The 13,725-nt window shown below is 66.0% G+C and carries 10 protein-coding genes; 7 read left to right on the top strand and 3 right to left on the bottom strand.

Translation table 11 applies throughout. The features are described 5' to 3' along the window. Nucleotides 1-8: 8 nt before the first annotated feature. Nucleotides 9-2,126, bottom strand: a complete 2,118-nt coding sequence (locus tag AC2FAN_RS07510) for a TonB-dependent siderophore receptor (RefSeq protein WP_485173271.1) — start codon at nucleotides 2,124-2,126, stop codon at nucleotides 9-11. A gap of 158 nt (nucleotides 2,127-2,284) precedes the next feature. On the opposite strand from AC2FAN_RS07510, the gene AC2FAN_RS07505 reads away from it, so the two are divergent. The 5 genes from AC2FAN_RS07505 (at nucleotide 2,285) to AC2FAN_RS07485 (ending at nucleotide 7,872) form a co-directional block, all read left to right on the top strand. Next, nucleotides 2,285-2,971, top strand: a complete 687-nt coding sequence (locus AC2FAN_RS07505) for a TetR/AcrR family transcriptional regulator (RefSeq protein WP_485173270.1) — start codon at nucleotides 2,285-2,287, stop codon at nucleotides 2,969-2,971. Between the two features lie 194 nt (nucleotides 2,972-3,165). Then, entirely contained in the window at nucleotides 3,166-4,686 is a 1,521-nt protein-coding gene (locus AC2FAN_RS07500) for an ABC transporter substrate-binding protein (RefSeq protein ID WP_485173269.1), read from the top strand. Then, entirely contained in the window at nucleotides 4,683-5,600 is a 918-nt protein-coding gene (locus AC2FAN_RS07495) for an ABC transporter permease (protein WP_265051491.1), read from the top strand. Before AC2FAN_RS07500 ends, AC2FAN_RS07495 begins: the two co-directional genes overlap by 4 nt. Nucleotides 5,601-5,618: 18 nt before the next feature. Next, nucleotides 5,619-6,500, top strand: a complete 882-nt coding sequence (locus AC2FAN_RS07490; RefSeq protein WP_485173268.1) for an ABC transporter permease — start codon at nucleotides 5,619-5,621, stop codon at nucleotides 6,498-6,500. Nucleotides 6,501-6,537: 37 nt separating this feature from the next. After that, nucleotides 6,538-7,872, top strand: a complete 1,335-nt coding sequence (locus AC2FAN_RS07485) for an LLM class flavin-dependent oxidoreductase (RefSeq protein ID WP_485173267.1) — start codon at nucleotides 6,538-6,540, stop codon at nucleotides 7,870-7,872. Nucleotides 7,873-7,927: 55 nt separating this feature from the next. Here AC2FAN_RS07485 and AC2FAN_RS07480 read toward each other — a convergent pair whose 3' ends face one another. Beyond that, nucleotides 7,928-8,791: an NAD(P)/FAD-dependent oxidoreductase gene (locus AC2FAN_RS07480; protein WP_485173266.1), complete on the bottom strand. Its 864-nt coding sequence runs from the start codon at nucleotides 8,789-8,791 to the stop codon at nucleotides 7,928-7,930. 219 nt (nucleotides 8,792-9,010) lie between these two features. Beyond that, nucleotides 9,011-9,943, bottom strand: a complete 933-nt coding sequence (locus tag AC2FAN_RS07475; RefSeq protein WP_485173265.1) for a LysR substrate-binding domain-containing protein — start codon at nucleotides 9,941-9,943, stop codon at nucleotides 9,011-9,013. Nucleotides 9,944-10,067: 124 nt separating this feature from the next. On the opposite strand from AC2FAN_RS07475, the gene AC2FAN_RS07470 reads away from it, so the two are divergent. Next, nucleotides 10,068-12,386 carry a molybdopterin guanine dinucleotide-containing S/N-oxide reductase gene (locus AC2FAN_RS07470; RefSeq protein ID WP_485173264.1) on the top strand — a complete coding sequence of 773 codons (2,319 nt, stop codon included), beginning with the start codon at nucleotides 10,068-10,070 and terminating at the stop codon, nucleotides 12,384-12,386. Beyond that, nucleotides 12,383-13,591, top strand: a complete 1,209-nt coding sequence (locus tag AC2FAN_RS07465) for a CaiB/BaiF CoA transferase family protein (RefSeq protein ID WP_485173263.1) — start codon at nucleotides 12,383-12,385, stop codon at nucleotides 13,589-13,591. Before AC2FAN_RS07470 ends, AC2FAN_RS07465 begins: the two co-directional genes overlap by 4 nt. Nucleotides 13,592-13,725 lie beyond the last annotated feature (134 nt).

The following is a 13,725-nucleotide window of genomic DNA, read 5'->3' as shown; positions in this document are numbered from 1 at the left end:
CGGCAGCTTCACCACCGGTAGCGCAGGCCGGCCAGAACCTCTCGGCCGGCGCCGAACTGGCAGTAAATATTGGAGCTGCAGCTCGTGTAGTAGTCCTTGTCGAACAGGTTGGAGACGTTGAGCGTGGCTTCCGCCCCCTTCAGCGAGGCGTGCAGCTTCGCGAGGTCATAGCGGATGGCGGCATCGACGACGGCGTAGCTGGGCGTGCGAATGGTGTTGGCGTCGTCGGCGAAGCTCGCGCCCACGCCGCGTACGCCGCCGCCGATCGAAAGCCCCGCCAGCGGCCCTGTCGCGAAGCGATAGTTGGCCCAGAGCGAGCCGAACTGGGTCGGTACGGCCTGGGGTCGCTTGCCGATCGTGGTCGCGACGGTGGAGCGGGTGACCTCGGTATCGAGCACGGTTACCGCCGCGATGATGTCGAGGCCCTCCAGAACCTCGCCGCGAGCCTCGAATTCGAGGCCGCGCGAGCGGATCTCTCCCTGCTGCACGTTGAAGCCAAGCATCGCTCCCGGGGTCAGCACGTTCTGCTGCCTGATGTCGAAAGCGGAGAAGGTCAGAAGCGCGTTCATGAAGCCGGGCTGATACTTCAGGCCGGCCTCGTATTGCTCACCGGTCTTCGGCCGAAATGGAACGCCCACGGCATCGACTCCGATGGTCGGTTCGAAGGAGGTGGAGTAGCTGACATAGGGCGCAAGGCCGTTGTCGAAGAGATAGAGCAGGCCCGCCCGATAGCTGGTCTTCTCGCTGGACTGGCTCTGCTTCGTTCCGGTCAGGCGGTTAAGCGTCGACTGCTCGGTCCAGTCGTGCCGAAGGCCCAGAGTCGCGCGGAATCCGCCGAGCGTGATCTGGTCCTGCAGGTAGACGCCGGCCTGGGTCAGATCCTGCTTGCTGTCGATGATGGTCGCGAGAGGCCCGGCCGGCTGATAATAGCTCGGCGAGACGACGTTCAGCGTCGTTGCCGGCCCGAACCTGTACTGCCAGTTGCTGCCGCCGTTCTGATAGTCGACGCCGGTCAGAAGCGTATGCTCGGCATTGAGGGTCCGCAGGTTGAACCGCAGGTGGTTGTCGGTCGACAGCCGGCGCGCATCCTCGATCGAGTTGAGCGCGATGCGGGGGATCGTGCCCGCCGCGCTGATCGGGCCGGCCATCTGCAGCGAGCGGAAATTGGTGTCGACCTCGCCATAGCGCAGGCTCGAATGCAGGCTCACCGTGTCGTTGAAGCGATGCTCGAGGCTGTAGCCGACGCCGTATTGCTCGCGCTTGAAGCTGTCGAAGCCGGGATCGCCGATATTGAGGTCCCGGTTGAGGAAGGCCCGGTAGTTGGGCGCCAGGAAGCGGGGGTAGAGCGAGTTGAAATAGCCGCCCTTCGGATCGCGCTGGTAAAAGCCGGAGACCGTCAGGCGCGTATCGCTCGTGGGCTGCCAGGTCAGCCCCGGCGCGATGCCGAACCGCTGCTCCTCGACGTCGTCGTAGCGCGTGTCGGCGAGGCGGCCGACGGCGCTGAGGCTGTACGAGAACTTGCCCTCACGGTCGATCGGCCCCTGGCTGGTGAAGCCGCTCTGGACCCGGCCATGGCTGCCGGCCTCGACGCGCAATTCGTTATAGGGCGTGGTGCTCGGCATCCGGCTGATCTGGTTCACGAGCCCGCCCGGGCTGATCTGGCCGTAGAGCAGCGCGGACGGCCCCTTGATCACCTCGATGCGGTCGAGCAGGAACGGATCGATCGAGGTCACCGCGAAGGCCTGTCCGCGCGGCAGCCTGAGCCCGTCCAGGAAGCCGACGAAGTCCGTCGCGGTGCCGAAGCCGCCGAAGCCGCGCAGGAAGACGCTGTCGTAGCGCGAGGTCGCGTCACGCTCGGAGAGCACGCCGGCGGTATAGCGCAGGGCGTTTCCCACCGTCTGCGGGTTCTGGTCGTCGAGCTGCCGGCGCGTCACCGTCGAGATCGCCTGCGGGGTTTCCAGGACGGGCGTCGCGGTCTTGGTCGCCGTGGCGGTCGTGCGGCGGGCGTATTCGTCGCGGCTGTCCGGGCGCTCCCCCGTCACGACGAGCGTGTCGAGCTGGACGGGTTGCGCGTCCGCACGCGTTTGCGCCCCCGCGATCCCCGATCCGGCGAAGAGTGCCAGCACGCATACCGATGTGGAAAGATGTGAAACCCGTGACGTCATAGCGGTAGCCCCAGCAAGCGCGATCGCTCTCGCCTAAACAAAACGGGACTTACCTGTCCAGTTTATTTTCCTTCATTTTCAAGCTTCTAAACTGTGTAGCCATGAGCTAAGGAAGCATCATGTCCGCCGCTCCTCCCTCTTCCTCACCGCCCAAAGCCTCGCCTGCGAAGGGTTCCCGGCGCCTGGGAAAGGGCGGCAGGCCATCCAAGGCGCGCGAAGGCCAGATTTCCGATGCGATCCTCGATCTCGCCTCGGAGATGTTCGCCAGCCAGGGCTATGCCGCCACCTCTGTGGAGCGGCTTGCCGTGACCTGCCGGGTCGGCAAGGACACCATCTATCGCCGGTTTCCCTCCAAGCGGGCGTTGTTCGATGCCGTGATCGAGCGATTGCGGTCCCGGGTTCTCCAGCGCCTGGAGGCGGTCGCCAGCGAGGCGGGAACCGGCATCGAGCGCCTGCGGCGGACCGCACGCTGGTTCCTCACCGTCAATGTCGAAGCCGAATTGACGGCATTCAAGCGCATCGCCTTCAGCGAAGCCCTTCTGCTCGATGGCGCTCTAGCTGCAAAGACGCCCGACCCGATCGTCGAGCGCCTGACCGACATCGTGCGCGACGCACAGGACGAGGGCGCGATCGCGGAAGGCGAGGCCGAATTCATCGCGGACCAGCTCATTCATGCCGTCGCGACCGGCCCCTCGATCGACGCCATGCTCGGCGGCACGGCCTATGCGACGGCGGAGGCGCGGGACGCGTTCTTCGAGAAGGCCTGGGCTCTGTTCCTGAAGGGCGCGGCCGACGGATCGCGTTGAGATCGCTGCCGGTCGCGGAATTCCGCTCTGCTCAGCAGCTCGCATGAGAGCCGCGCGGGCGATGGAATTGCTGCGACGTCCGGGAACGGGAGAGGATCTCTATCGATATCGCCGTGGATTTGAAGGCCTTTTCCGGATAGCCCGCGTTATTTTGGCGCCAATCTCGAAGTCTCGAAGACAAGGGCGTCGCTTTCATGAGTTTGTCTGCTTTGATCCGCTGGCCGGTTCTGGCCATGTGGGCGGCGTTGATCCTTGCAAGCCCTGGAAGCTCTGCCGCAGCCGAAACGCTGACGATCGCGCAGGGCAACGACATCCTCTCGCTCGATCCGGCCAATCACGGCAACAACAGCACCGAGTCGGCGCTGGTGAACATCTACGATTATCTGGTCGACAAGGATTTCAGCCAAGGCCGGTTGCGCTTCGCACCGCGCCTCGCGCTGACATGGCAGAGCGACGACAACATCCACTGGACGTTCAAGCTGCGCGACGACGTCTACTGGCATAACGGCGACAAGTTCACCGCCCAGGACGTCAAGTTCACGATCGAGCGCTCGCAGCAAGACAAGAAACTGGTCAACTCGAGCAAGTTCCGCCGCATCAAATCGGTCGAGGCGCCCGACGATCTCACGGTAAAGATCGAAACCGATGGTCCCGACACGCTGCTTCTGCACGCCTTCGTGGGCAACGGCGCCGGCATCTTGCCCAAGGCGGCGTTCGAGAAGGCCGGCAAGGACGAGTTCTTCAAGCAGCCGGTCGGCACCGGCCCCTATGTCTTCAAGCAGTGGATCAAGTCCGATCGCGTCGTTCTGGTGAAGAACGCGCGCTGGTGGGGCGGCACCCCGAAATGGGACAGCGTCGTCATCCGCTCGATCCCGGAGACGACGACGCGCGTGGCCGAGCTCCTGACCGGTGGCGTCGACATCGCCGTGAACATTCCGCCGGAGGATATCGCCCGGCTGGACGACAACAAGGGCACGCGGGCGCTGACTTTCGATATCGCCCGCAACCTCGCCCTCCACGTCCGGACGGGCAAGGACCGCGTCACGGGCGATCCGCGCATCCGTGAGGCGATCGATCTTGCCATCGATCGCAACGCGATCGTGCAGCAGGTTCTGGAAGGACATGGCACGCCGACCCGCGGCTTCTTCCCGCCGGCGATCCCCGGCTTCGCCCCCGATCTCAGCCGCAACATCCGCTTCGATCCGGAGCGGGCCAAGGCGCTGCTGCGCGAAGCCGGCTATGGCGGCCGCAAGCAGCCGGCGATCAGGATCAGCACGCCGAGCGGCCGCTACGTGAAGGATCGCGAAATCGTCGAAGCGGTGGCCGGTTATCTCGAGGATGTCGGCTTCAAGGTTCAGGTCGAGGTGCTGGACTGGACCGTCTACAACAACAAGGTGGTCGGCGACGGCTTCGGGGAGCTCTATCTCTGGGGAATGGGCTCCTACACCGACGCCTCCACCCTCTTCGTCGACAACTTCAAGCGCCATTACGACTGGGCGGACGAAACCTTCGACGGGCTCGCGACGGCCGTGCGCACCGCCAGGACCGAAGAGGAGCGCATCGCGATCTCGCAGAAGGGCCAGCAGATCGTGGCCGACGAACGTGTCCGCATCGGCCTGCTCTTTCCGCAGTCGATCTATGGCGTCAGCGACCGCGTCAAATACAACGGGCGCTTCGACGAGATGATCGCAGCCGAGGATGTCTCGCGCCCATGAGCGGCCGTTCTCCCTTGCGGGCGCTGCTGCAATTCGTCCCGGTGCTCTACATCGTCTCGCTGATCGTGTTCGTCCTCGTCTATCTGACGGGCGACCCTTCGGCCTTGCTGATCCCGGAGGATGCGAGCGAAGCGGACCGTCTCGCGCTGGTCGCGGCCTGGGGGCTCGATCAGCCCTGGTACGCCCAGTATCTGCGCTACATGGCCAACATCCTGACCGGGGATTTCGGCGTCTCCTATCGCTATGGCACCGATGCCCTGCCGGTCGTGCTCGAACGCATTCCCGCGACGTTGACATTGACCGCGGGCGGCCTCGTCGTCGCGATCATCATTGCCGTGCCGACAGGGATCTTCGCTGCGGTCAACCGCAACAGCATGCCGGATTTCGCGATCTCGGCGGTTACGGTGCTGGGCAAGGCGATGCCGAACTTCTGGGTCGGCATCATGCTGATCCTCGTCTTCGGCGTGTGGCTGCGGCTGGTGCCGGTGTCCGGCAGCGGCGGCTTCTCGCATCTCATCCTGCCGGCGATCACGCTGGGCACCGGCTTCGCGGCGGAGCTGACGAAGCTGATCCGCTCCAGCCTGCTGGAGGTGATGGGCCAGGATTACGTCCGGACCGCGCGGGCCAAGGGCGTGCCGGAGCGGCTCGTCATCCTGCGTCACGGCCTGCGCAACGCGCTGATCCCCGCGCTCACCATGACATCGCTGCACGCCATCGCCCTTCTCGGCGGTGCGCTGGTCACGGAGACCGTGTTTTCCTGGCCGGGCCTCGGCCAGCTCGTCGTGCAGGCCGTCTACACCAAGGACATGGCGGTCATTCAGATCGCGGTCTTCGTCATCACGATCATGGCCTTGACGATCAATCTGGCCACCGACGCTCTCTATCGGCTGATCGACCCTCGCCTGCGGCCTTGATCGGCTCACGTGAAAGCGATGCAGATAACTCTCTCGATCCCCCATAGGCTGCGCTGCCCGCGCGTGCTGCGCTCGCTGTTGTCGAACAAGGCCGGTTTGGCCGGTCTCACCATCGTCGTCCTCATCGCCCTCACGGCGCTGCTGGCGGACCAGCTGGCGCCGCTCGACCCGCTGCGGCGCAACCTGTCGCTGAAACTGCTCCCGCCGGCCTGGCTCGAAGGCGGCAATCCGCGACACCTGCTGGGAACCGACAGCCAGGGACGCGACCTGCTCAGCCGCATCATCTTCGGCGCCCGCACGTCGCTGACGGTTGGCGTCGCGGCGGTCGCCCTCTCCAGCCTCATCGGCCTTTCGCTCGGCCTGCTGGCGGGCATGGCGGGTGGCAGGGTCGATGCGCTGATCATGCGCGTGATCGACGCGATGCTGGCGATTCCGACGATGCTGTTCATGCTCGTCGTGGCCCTCGTCGCGGGCTCCGGGCTGCTGCCGCTCGTCGTCGTCATCGCCGCGACCAACTGGGTCGGCTGTGCCCGGATCGTCAGGGCCGATGTCTTGGGCGTGAAGGAAATGGACTATGTCGCGGCGGCCCGCGCGATCGGCGCGCGCCCGCTCGGCCTGATCCTGCGGCACGTCCTCCCCAACATCCTGTCGTCCTTCGTGGTCGTCTCGACCATGAATGTCGGCACCGTCATTCTCGCGGAATCATCCCTCAGCTTCCTCGGCTTCGGGATTCAGCCGCCCGAGATATCCTGGGGCCAGATGCTGAGCGAGGGCCGGCAATATCTGGCGACGAGCTGGTGGGTTGCGACCTTTCCCGGTATCGCGATCACCTTGACGGTGTTCGGCGTCATCCTGCTCGGCGACTGGTTGCGGGATCATCTCGATCCTCGCCTGGACTGAACGCAGCTCCACTCGATTGACCCTGTCCGAGAATGCAATGACGACCGTCGACCAGAATGCCGGGAAGCCCCGCAGGCTCCATCTCGGCCTGTTCCACCAGCCGCTCGGCCGGCATCCGGCTGCATGGCGGCAGGACAGCGCGCAGGGCCATCCCGAGGATGTCGACTGGGCGATCCGGATCGCTCGCAAGGCCGAGGAGGGACTGTTCGACATGTTCTTCGTCGCGGACAATCTGGCTGGCCCGGAGCCGGGCGCCCAAGGCAAGGCCGGCGGGCTCGAACCGCTGACGCTGCTGTCGGCGCTGGCCGTCACGACCTCGAAGATCGGTCTCGTCGGCACGATTTCGACTAGCTTCGCGGAACCCTACAATGTCGCGCGGCAGCTCGCCTCGCTCGACCACATCAGCCATGGCCGCGCGGGTTGGAACGTGGTCACCACCCAATCGGATCGAGCAGCCGAGAATTTCAGCCTCGCGGCGCTGCCGGATCACGCCACCCGCTATGTGCGCGCCGGCGAATTCGTCCAGGTCGTCCGCGGCCTTTGGGATAGCTGGGCCGACGATGCCCTGATCATGGACAGGCGATCGGGAGCATTCCTCGATACGGCGCGGGTGCGCCTGCTGGAGCACAAGGGCGAGCATTTCGGCGTGCGCGGGCCGCTCAACATCTCGCGGCCGCCGCAGGGGCACCCCATCATCGTGCAGGCCGGCTCCTCGCAGGACGGCATTGGGCTGGCCGCGTCCGAGGCGGATATCGCCTTCACGGCGCAGGATACGATCGAGGATTCGCTCGTCTATCGCGCGGCGCTGAGCGAGGCCGCGAGAGCCGCCGGCCGCAAGGCGCCGAGCCTTCCGATCCTGCCCGGCGTCATGCCGATCGTGGGGCGGACCGATGCCGAAGCGCGCGACAAATTCGCCGCTTTGCAGGAGCATACCGACATCGCCGCCGGCATCCGCCAACTGTCCGGGCGCTGGGGTTACGACCTTTCGCAGCACCCGCTCGACGGTCCCGTGCCGGAGCCGGGGGAACGCATCCATGGGGAAAGCCGGGTGCGCCTCCTGCTGAACAAGGCGCGCGCCGAGAACTACACGCTGCGCGAGCTCGCCGCCCTGGCCATCGCATCGCATGGCCACCGCATCATCATCGGTTCGCCGCAGACCATCGCCGACGACTTTCAAACCTGGTTCGAGCAGGGCGCCGCCGACGGCTTCAACCTGATCCCGGCCTCAATGCCGGACGGGCTCGACGATTTCGTCGATCTCGTGATCCCCGTCCTCCAGGAACGCGGATTGTTCCGCCGTCATTACGAGGAAACCACCCTGCGCGAGCGCTTTGGCCTCGACATCCCCCAGCTTGCCGCTTTCACGAGCTGAGCGGCCGGCGGAAAACCGCTTTCGACAGGGCTGACCGCCCGTCGTGGAATGACGGCTAGCGCTCGGCTCCCGCAAGCCATTGCTCCCAGGCGATCTGGGCTTTCGCGCCTGCGCCTCTGAAGGGCTCGGGCGGCAGCCAGTTCGGGCCCTTCTGCGCCAGCCGGTCTGTCAGCAGCTGGGATTGCGATCCGCACGCCAGCTCAGCCAGCAACTTGCCGTGAATCGTTCCGCGCGTGACGCCGGCGCCGCCGCATCCTGCCGAGACGAAAAGGCCTGGCCTGACCTGCCCGAACGCGAAGGCGCCGTTATGCGTCACCGCGGTCAGCCCGCCCCAGACATGCTCGAACTCATGCGTCCTCATCGCCGGGAAGCGGTTGCGATAAAGCTGGGTCAGCATCGCGCGGACAGCGGCGGGTTCGCGTTCCCGCTCGTAGGAATCGCCGCTCCGGATCAACAGGCGCCGCCCCGCCTTCCGCATCGTGGTGCCCATCCGATGCGCCGGCAATGCGCCCCATTGCGGCATTTCGCCGAGAAGCTCCAGTTGATCCCGGTCGAGCTCGGGCGTGAAGGCGCCATAGGTGTAGATGCCGATCATGCGGTCGCGAGCGAGCCCGAAGGCCCGGGCATGCAGGTTGTTCGTGATGAACACCCGGTCGGCGGTGAATTCGCCGCGGCTGGTCGCCACCGTGAACGGCGCTTCACCGCTCAGCGAATGCACCGTGGTGTTCTCCAGAAGCGTAACGCCCGCCGGCAGATGATCCGCGAGACCTCGATGAAGCGCGGCCGGTTGGACCAGGGCACGCGTCAGCGACTGGATTCCGTAGCGATAATAGGCGGTTCCGAGAATGCACCGCAGGTCCTCGGCCGGATATGCCTTCGATGCGATGCCCCAAGGCTTCGTAGCGACGGCGCGTCGCATGGAGGGAGCTTTCGCCCCGCGATGTCGCGGCGGCGGTGATCGCAGGGACGTCTTCCTGCCAGTCGCAGGCGATCGCATGGGTCGCGACGAGTTCGCGCAGCCAGTCCAGCCCCGTCTGGACCAGCCCGATCTGCCGGGACGCCCAGTCGCCGCCGAAGCCCGCTGCATTGGCGCTGGGTTCGCCGGGATTGATCAGCAGGTAGCCCGAATAATTTGAGGTTATTGATTGACGGGCGGCGCTCCTTTCCGGGCGTGAGCCGCGAAGGCCCGCGCCACCGGCGAAGGCTCGTTGCGGCGATAGGCGACCGCAAGCTCTGCCAGCACCGGCTCGCCCGCGATGGCGCGGTAGCGCAGGCCGGGAACCTGGATGCTCCGGAGCGACTGCGGCACCAGCGCGACGCCGAGCCCGACGGCGACCATGCTGGCGATGGTGACGAAATCGCGTCCCTGCGGCCCCAGCCGTGGAAAGAAGCCGGCGGCGCGGCAGGCCGAGGTCGTATGCGCGTGAAAGCTGACACCCGCAGGGTGGCGCGGCGTGATGAAGATGTCGCCGTTGAGCGCCGATAGCGAAACCCGCTCCTGCTCCGCCAGGGGATGGTTCTCGGGCAGCGCCAGCATGATCTCCTCGAAGAGAACCGGCGTCGAGACGATGCCCAGCGGCAGCGGCACAGGGGGGCGAATGAAGCCGATATCCAGCTTGCCATGGTCCAGCTGGTCCAGCTGCTGCGACATCTCCATTTCGGAGATGTCGAGTTCGACTTCCGGGTAGGCCTTGCGGAACTCGCCGATCATCGTGGTGAGTGCGCCGGTATAGGCGGCCGAGCCGACATAGCCGATGGCGATGCGCCCGAGCTCCCCTCTGCCTGCTCGGCGCGTCACCAGCAGTGCCGTTTCGGTCTGCTGGAGCGCCTTGCGCGCTTCCTCGGCGAAAAGCTCCCCCGCGAGCGTCAGCTTCACCGACCGGCGCGTGCGGTCGAAGAGCTGCGTGCCGACGATCTTTTCCAGATTCTTGATCTGCTGGCTGAGACCGGGCTGCGCGATGCGTAAGCGTTCGGCCGCCCGGCCGTAATTCAGCTCCTCGGCGGTCGCGAGGAAATAGCGCAGATGCCTCAGTTCGAGCATCGCGCTGCTGGGACGTCGGCCCGGCGCCATCGGTCATGCCTAGCATTGAGAAGTTTTAATTCTTGAAATCGATCAGTCAGGATATTGGACCGATATAACCTCGCTCAGCAATATCGCCGGACTACCGATGCCCGCGTACCCAAGCGAGTTGCGCATGGATTGTCCTCGACCGCCCTCGCGCGGCCTGCCTCACAGCGCCCATTGGGGCAGCTTCTTTGCCCGCCGCGACGGCGATCGATTGGTGCTGACGCCCCATCCGGAAGATCCCGCCCCGTCGCCGATCCTCGGCAACTTCACCGACGCGCTGGATCACAAGGCCAGGATTCGCCGGCCGATGGTCCGTCGCGGCTGGCTCGAAGCCGGTCCCGGCCGGCGTGAGCGCGATTTCCGCGACGATCTCGTCGCAGTCGGCTGGGACGAGGTGCTGGATCGTCTTGCCTCGGAGATCGGCCGTGTCCGGACGAGCTTAGGGCCTCAGGCCATCTATGGTGGCTCCTATGGCTGGGCGAGCGCCGGGCGTTTCCACCATGCCCAGAGCCAGATCCATCGCTTCTTCAACGTCGCCTGCGGCGGCTATGTCCGCTCCGTCAACAGCTACAGCGCCGGGGCGTCGTCCGTCATCTTGCCGCATGTGCTGGGGCCGTTCGAGAATCTGTCCCGGCGCAACGTCACCTGGGAGCAGATCGCCGATCATACCGATTTCGTGCTCGCCTTCGGCGGCATGCCGTTGAAGTACTCGATGATCGCCAGCGGCGGCATCACCCGCCATATCGAGCCCGACGCGATGTCGCGGGCCGCCGCGCGGGGCTGCGCCTTCTGGTCCGTGAGCCCGCTTCGCGACGACATGCCGGACGATGCCCGTCCGCATTGGCTGCCAATCCGCCCGGGCACCGATGTCGCGCTGATGCTCGGCATCGCCCGGACGATGGTTGCGGAAAACCTACACGACCAAGCGTTCCTCGATCGGTACTGCGTCGGCTTCGACCGCTTCGCCGCCTATCTCGGTGGCAAGGACGACGGCACCGTCAAGGACGCCGAATGGGCGGCCGCAATTACCGGCGTCGATGCCGGCACCATCCGCGAGATCGCCCGCAGGCTGGTCGGCGGTCGCAGCCTCGTCACGGTCGCCCACGCTCTCCAGCGCGCCCAATATGGCGAGCAGCCGGTCTGGATGGCCGCCGTCCTGGCGGCGATGGTCGGCCAGATCGGCCTTCCGGGGGGTGGCTATAATTACGCGCTCGGCGCCATGGGCCACACCGGCCGGCGGGTGAACGCGGTGCCGATCCCGACCATGCCGCAAGGCAGCAACGGGGTGAGGGACTTCATCCCTGTGGCGCGCATCGCCGACATGCTGCTCGGCCCCGGAACACCGTTCGAATATAACGGGCAGACGCTGGCCTATCCCGATATCAAGCTTGTCTACTGGGCCGGCGGCAATCCCTTCCACCACCACCAGGACCTCAACCGGCTGCGGCGCGCCTTCTCGCAGGTCGACACCATCATCTGCCAGGACAGCGCCTGGACGCCGATGGCGCGTTTCGCCGATATCGTCCTGCCCGCCACCATGTCGCTGGAACGTGACGATATCGGCGCCGCGGCGACCGATCCCCGCCTGATCGCGATGAAGCGCATCGCCGAGCCGGTCGGTGAGGCCCGCGACGATTTCGAAATCTTCCGCGGCCTCGCGCAGCGGATGGCCTGCGAGGCTGCCTTCACCGAGGGGCGCACGGCCCCGCAATGGCTGGAGCATCTCTACGAGCCGACCCGCGAAGCGCTCGCGGCGCAGGGCCATCCCGCGCCGTCCTTTGCCGAGTTCTGGAAGCGCGGCGAGATCCCCCTGCCATCGGCGCCGGACGATGGCGGGCTGCTGCGTGCCTTCCGCGCAGACCCCGAACGCAACGCCTTGCCGACGCCGAGCGGGCGGATCGAGATCTTGTGCGAGACGATCGCTGGTTTCGGCTACGACGATTGCCCCGGCCACCCCGCCTGGCTGCCGGCCACCGAGCAGCCCGACGCATTCGCGCCGCTGACGCTGATCGCCAACCAGCCGGCGACGCGATTGCATAGCCAGCTCGATTTCGGCGCCTACAGCCAATCGGCGAAACGGCATGGCCGTGAGGTCGTGCGGCTGAACCCGCAAGACGCGGCCGAGCGCGGCATAGCGGACGGCGATCTCGTGCGGATATTCAATGGCCGGGGCGCCTGTCTGGCCGCAGCCCGGCTCAGCGACGGCGTCATGCCCGGTGTTGCCAACCTTTCGACCGGCGCCTGGTACGATCCGGTCGAGGACGGCAGCGACCGGCCCCTCTGCCGCCATGGCAATCCGAACGTCGTGACGCGCGACATCGGCACCTCGCGGCTGGCGCAGGGCAGCTGCGGGCAGGTAACCACGGTCCAATGCGCGCGATACGAAGGGGAACCCTCGCCCATACGCGCCTATGATCCGCCCCGTGGCGCGAGCGAATTGCCATGAGCGGTCCTTTGGCCGGCATCCGGGTCCTCGACATGACCTCCGTGCTGATGGGTCCCTATGCGACCTCGATCCTCGGTGACATGGGCGCCGACATCATCAAGCTGGAAGCGCCCGAGGGCGATCTCATCCGCCAGGTCGGGCCCAGCCGAAGCGGCGCGATGGGCGGCCTGTTCATGCATGCCAACCGCTCGAAGCGCAGCATCGTGGTCGATCTCAAGAAGCCCGCCGGCCGGGATGTCGCGCTCGATCTCGCGCGGACCGCGGACGTGCTCGTCTACAATCTGCGGCCGCAGGCGATGGAGCGGCTCGGCCTCGGCTACGAGGCGGTGGCGAAAGCTAGAGAAGACATCATCTATGTCGGCACCTTCGGCTTCGGGCAGGATGGTCCCTACGCCGCCAAGCCCGCCTATGACGATCTGGTTCAGGGCTTGTGTGCCGTGCCGGCGCTCATCGCCGACGCCGGTGACGGAACGCCGCGCTATGCGCCCATCAACATCGCCGACCGTGTCGTCGGGCTGCATGCGCTTGCGGCGATCCTGGCGGCCCTGCGCCATCGCGACCGGACGGGGCAGGGGCAGCGCATCGACGTCCCGATGTTCGAGACGATGGCGAGCTTCGTCCTCGGCGACCATCTCGGCGGCTTGAGCTATGATCCTCCTTTGGACGACGGCGGATATGCCCGTCTCCTTGCGCCGGACCGCAGGCCGTTCCGAACGGCGGACGGATATCTCTGCGCGGTCATCTATACCGACCGTCACTGGCAGCGCTTCATCGACATCGCTGGGCGGGACGACTGGCGCGGCGATCCACGTTTTGCGAGCCATGCCAGCCGCACCCGCAATATGGCCGGGATCATGACGAGCGTCGCGGCGATATTCCTCACCCGCTCGACGGCCGAGTGGGAGCGCCTGCTTGGCGAGGCGGATATTCCGCATGCACGCATGCACACGCTGGATTCGCTTCTCAGCGATCCGCATCTGGTCGAAGTGGGATTCTTCCCGACCTCGGAGCACCCTTCGGAAGGGCCTGTGCGAACAATGCGTGTCGCTTCGCAGTGGAGCGCCAGCCAGCCTGAGCCGGAGAAACCCGCTCCCCGCCTCGGAGAGCACAGCCGCGAGGTGCTCGCGGAGGCCGGATATTCTGCAGAGGAGGTGCAACGGCTGGTCGCAGCGGGTGTCGTGACCTGTCTGGAAGCGCGGGACTGAGCGGCAAATGGAGCATGGCCTTGAAGCAGGGCCGAGCCCGGCACCGACAAAAAACTGCTGAAATAGCAATCTTCGGGCGTTCTCCCGCGGCACATTTGCCGAATTGTCATGAATCCCTTCGGTTTTTCGCCATA

This window comes from Allobosea sp. RIT-PG3_2, from assembly GCF_057321085.1.
This window is presented reverse-complemented; position numbering and strand designations above follow the sequence as displayed.

Coding starts and splice junctions, on each gene's coding strand:
- AC2FAN_RS07505 (WP_485173270.1), top strand. CDS start 2,285: ATGTCCGCCGCTCCTCCCTCTTCCTCACCGCCCAAAGCCTCGCCTGCG.
- AC2FAN_RS07500 (WP_485173269.1), top strand. CDS start 3,166: ATGAGTTTGTCTGCTTTGATCCGCTGGCCGGTTCTGGCCATGTGGGCG.
- AC2FAN_RS07495 (WP_265051491.1), top strand. CDS start 4,683: ATGAGCGGCCGTTCTCCCTTGCGGGCGCTGCTGCAATTCGTCCCGGTG.
- AC2FAN_RS07490 (WP_485173268.1), top strand. CDS start 5,619: ATGCAGATAACTCTCTCGATCCCCCATAGGCTGCGCTGCCCGCGCGTG.
- AC2FAN_RS07485 (WP_485173267.1), top strand. CDS start 6,538: ATGACGACCGTCGACCAGAATGCCGGGAAGCCCCGCAGGCTCCATCTC.
- AC2FAN_RS07480 (WP_485173266.1), bottom strand. CDS start 8,791: ATGCGACGCGCCGTCGCTACGAAGCCTTGGGGCATCGCATCGAAGGCA.
- AC2FAN_RS07475 (WP_485173265.1), bottom strand. CDS start 9,943: ATGGCGCCGGGCCGACGTCCCAGCAGCGCGATGCTCGAACTGAGGCAT.
- AC2FAN_RS07470 (WP_485173264.1), top strand. CDS start 10,068: ATGGATTGTCCTCGACCGCCCTCGCGCGGCCTGCCTCACAGCGCCCAT.
- AC2FAN_RS07465 (WP_485173263.1), top strand. CDS start 12,383: ATGAGCGGTCCTTTGGCCGGCATCCGGGTCCTCGACATGACCTCCGTG.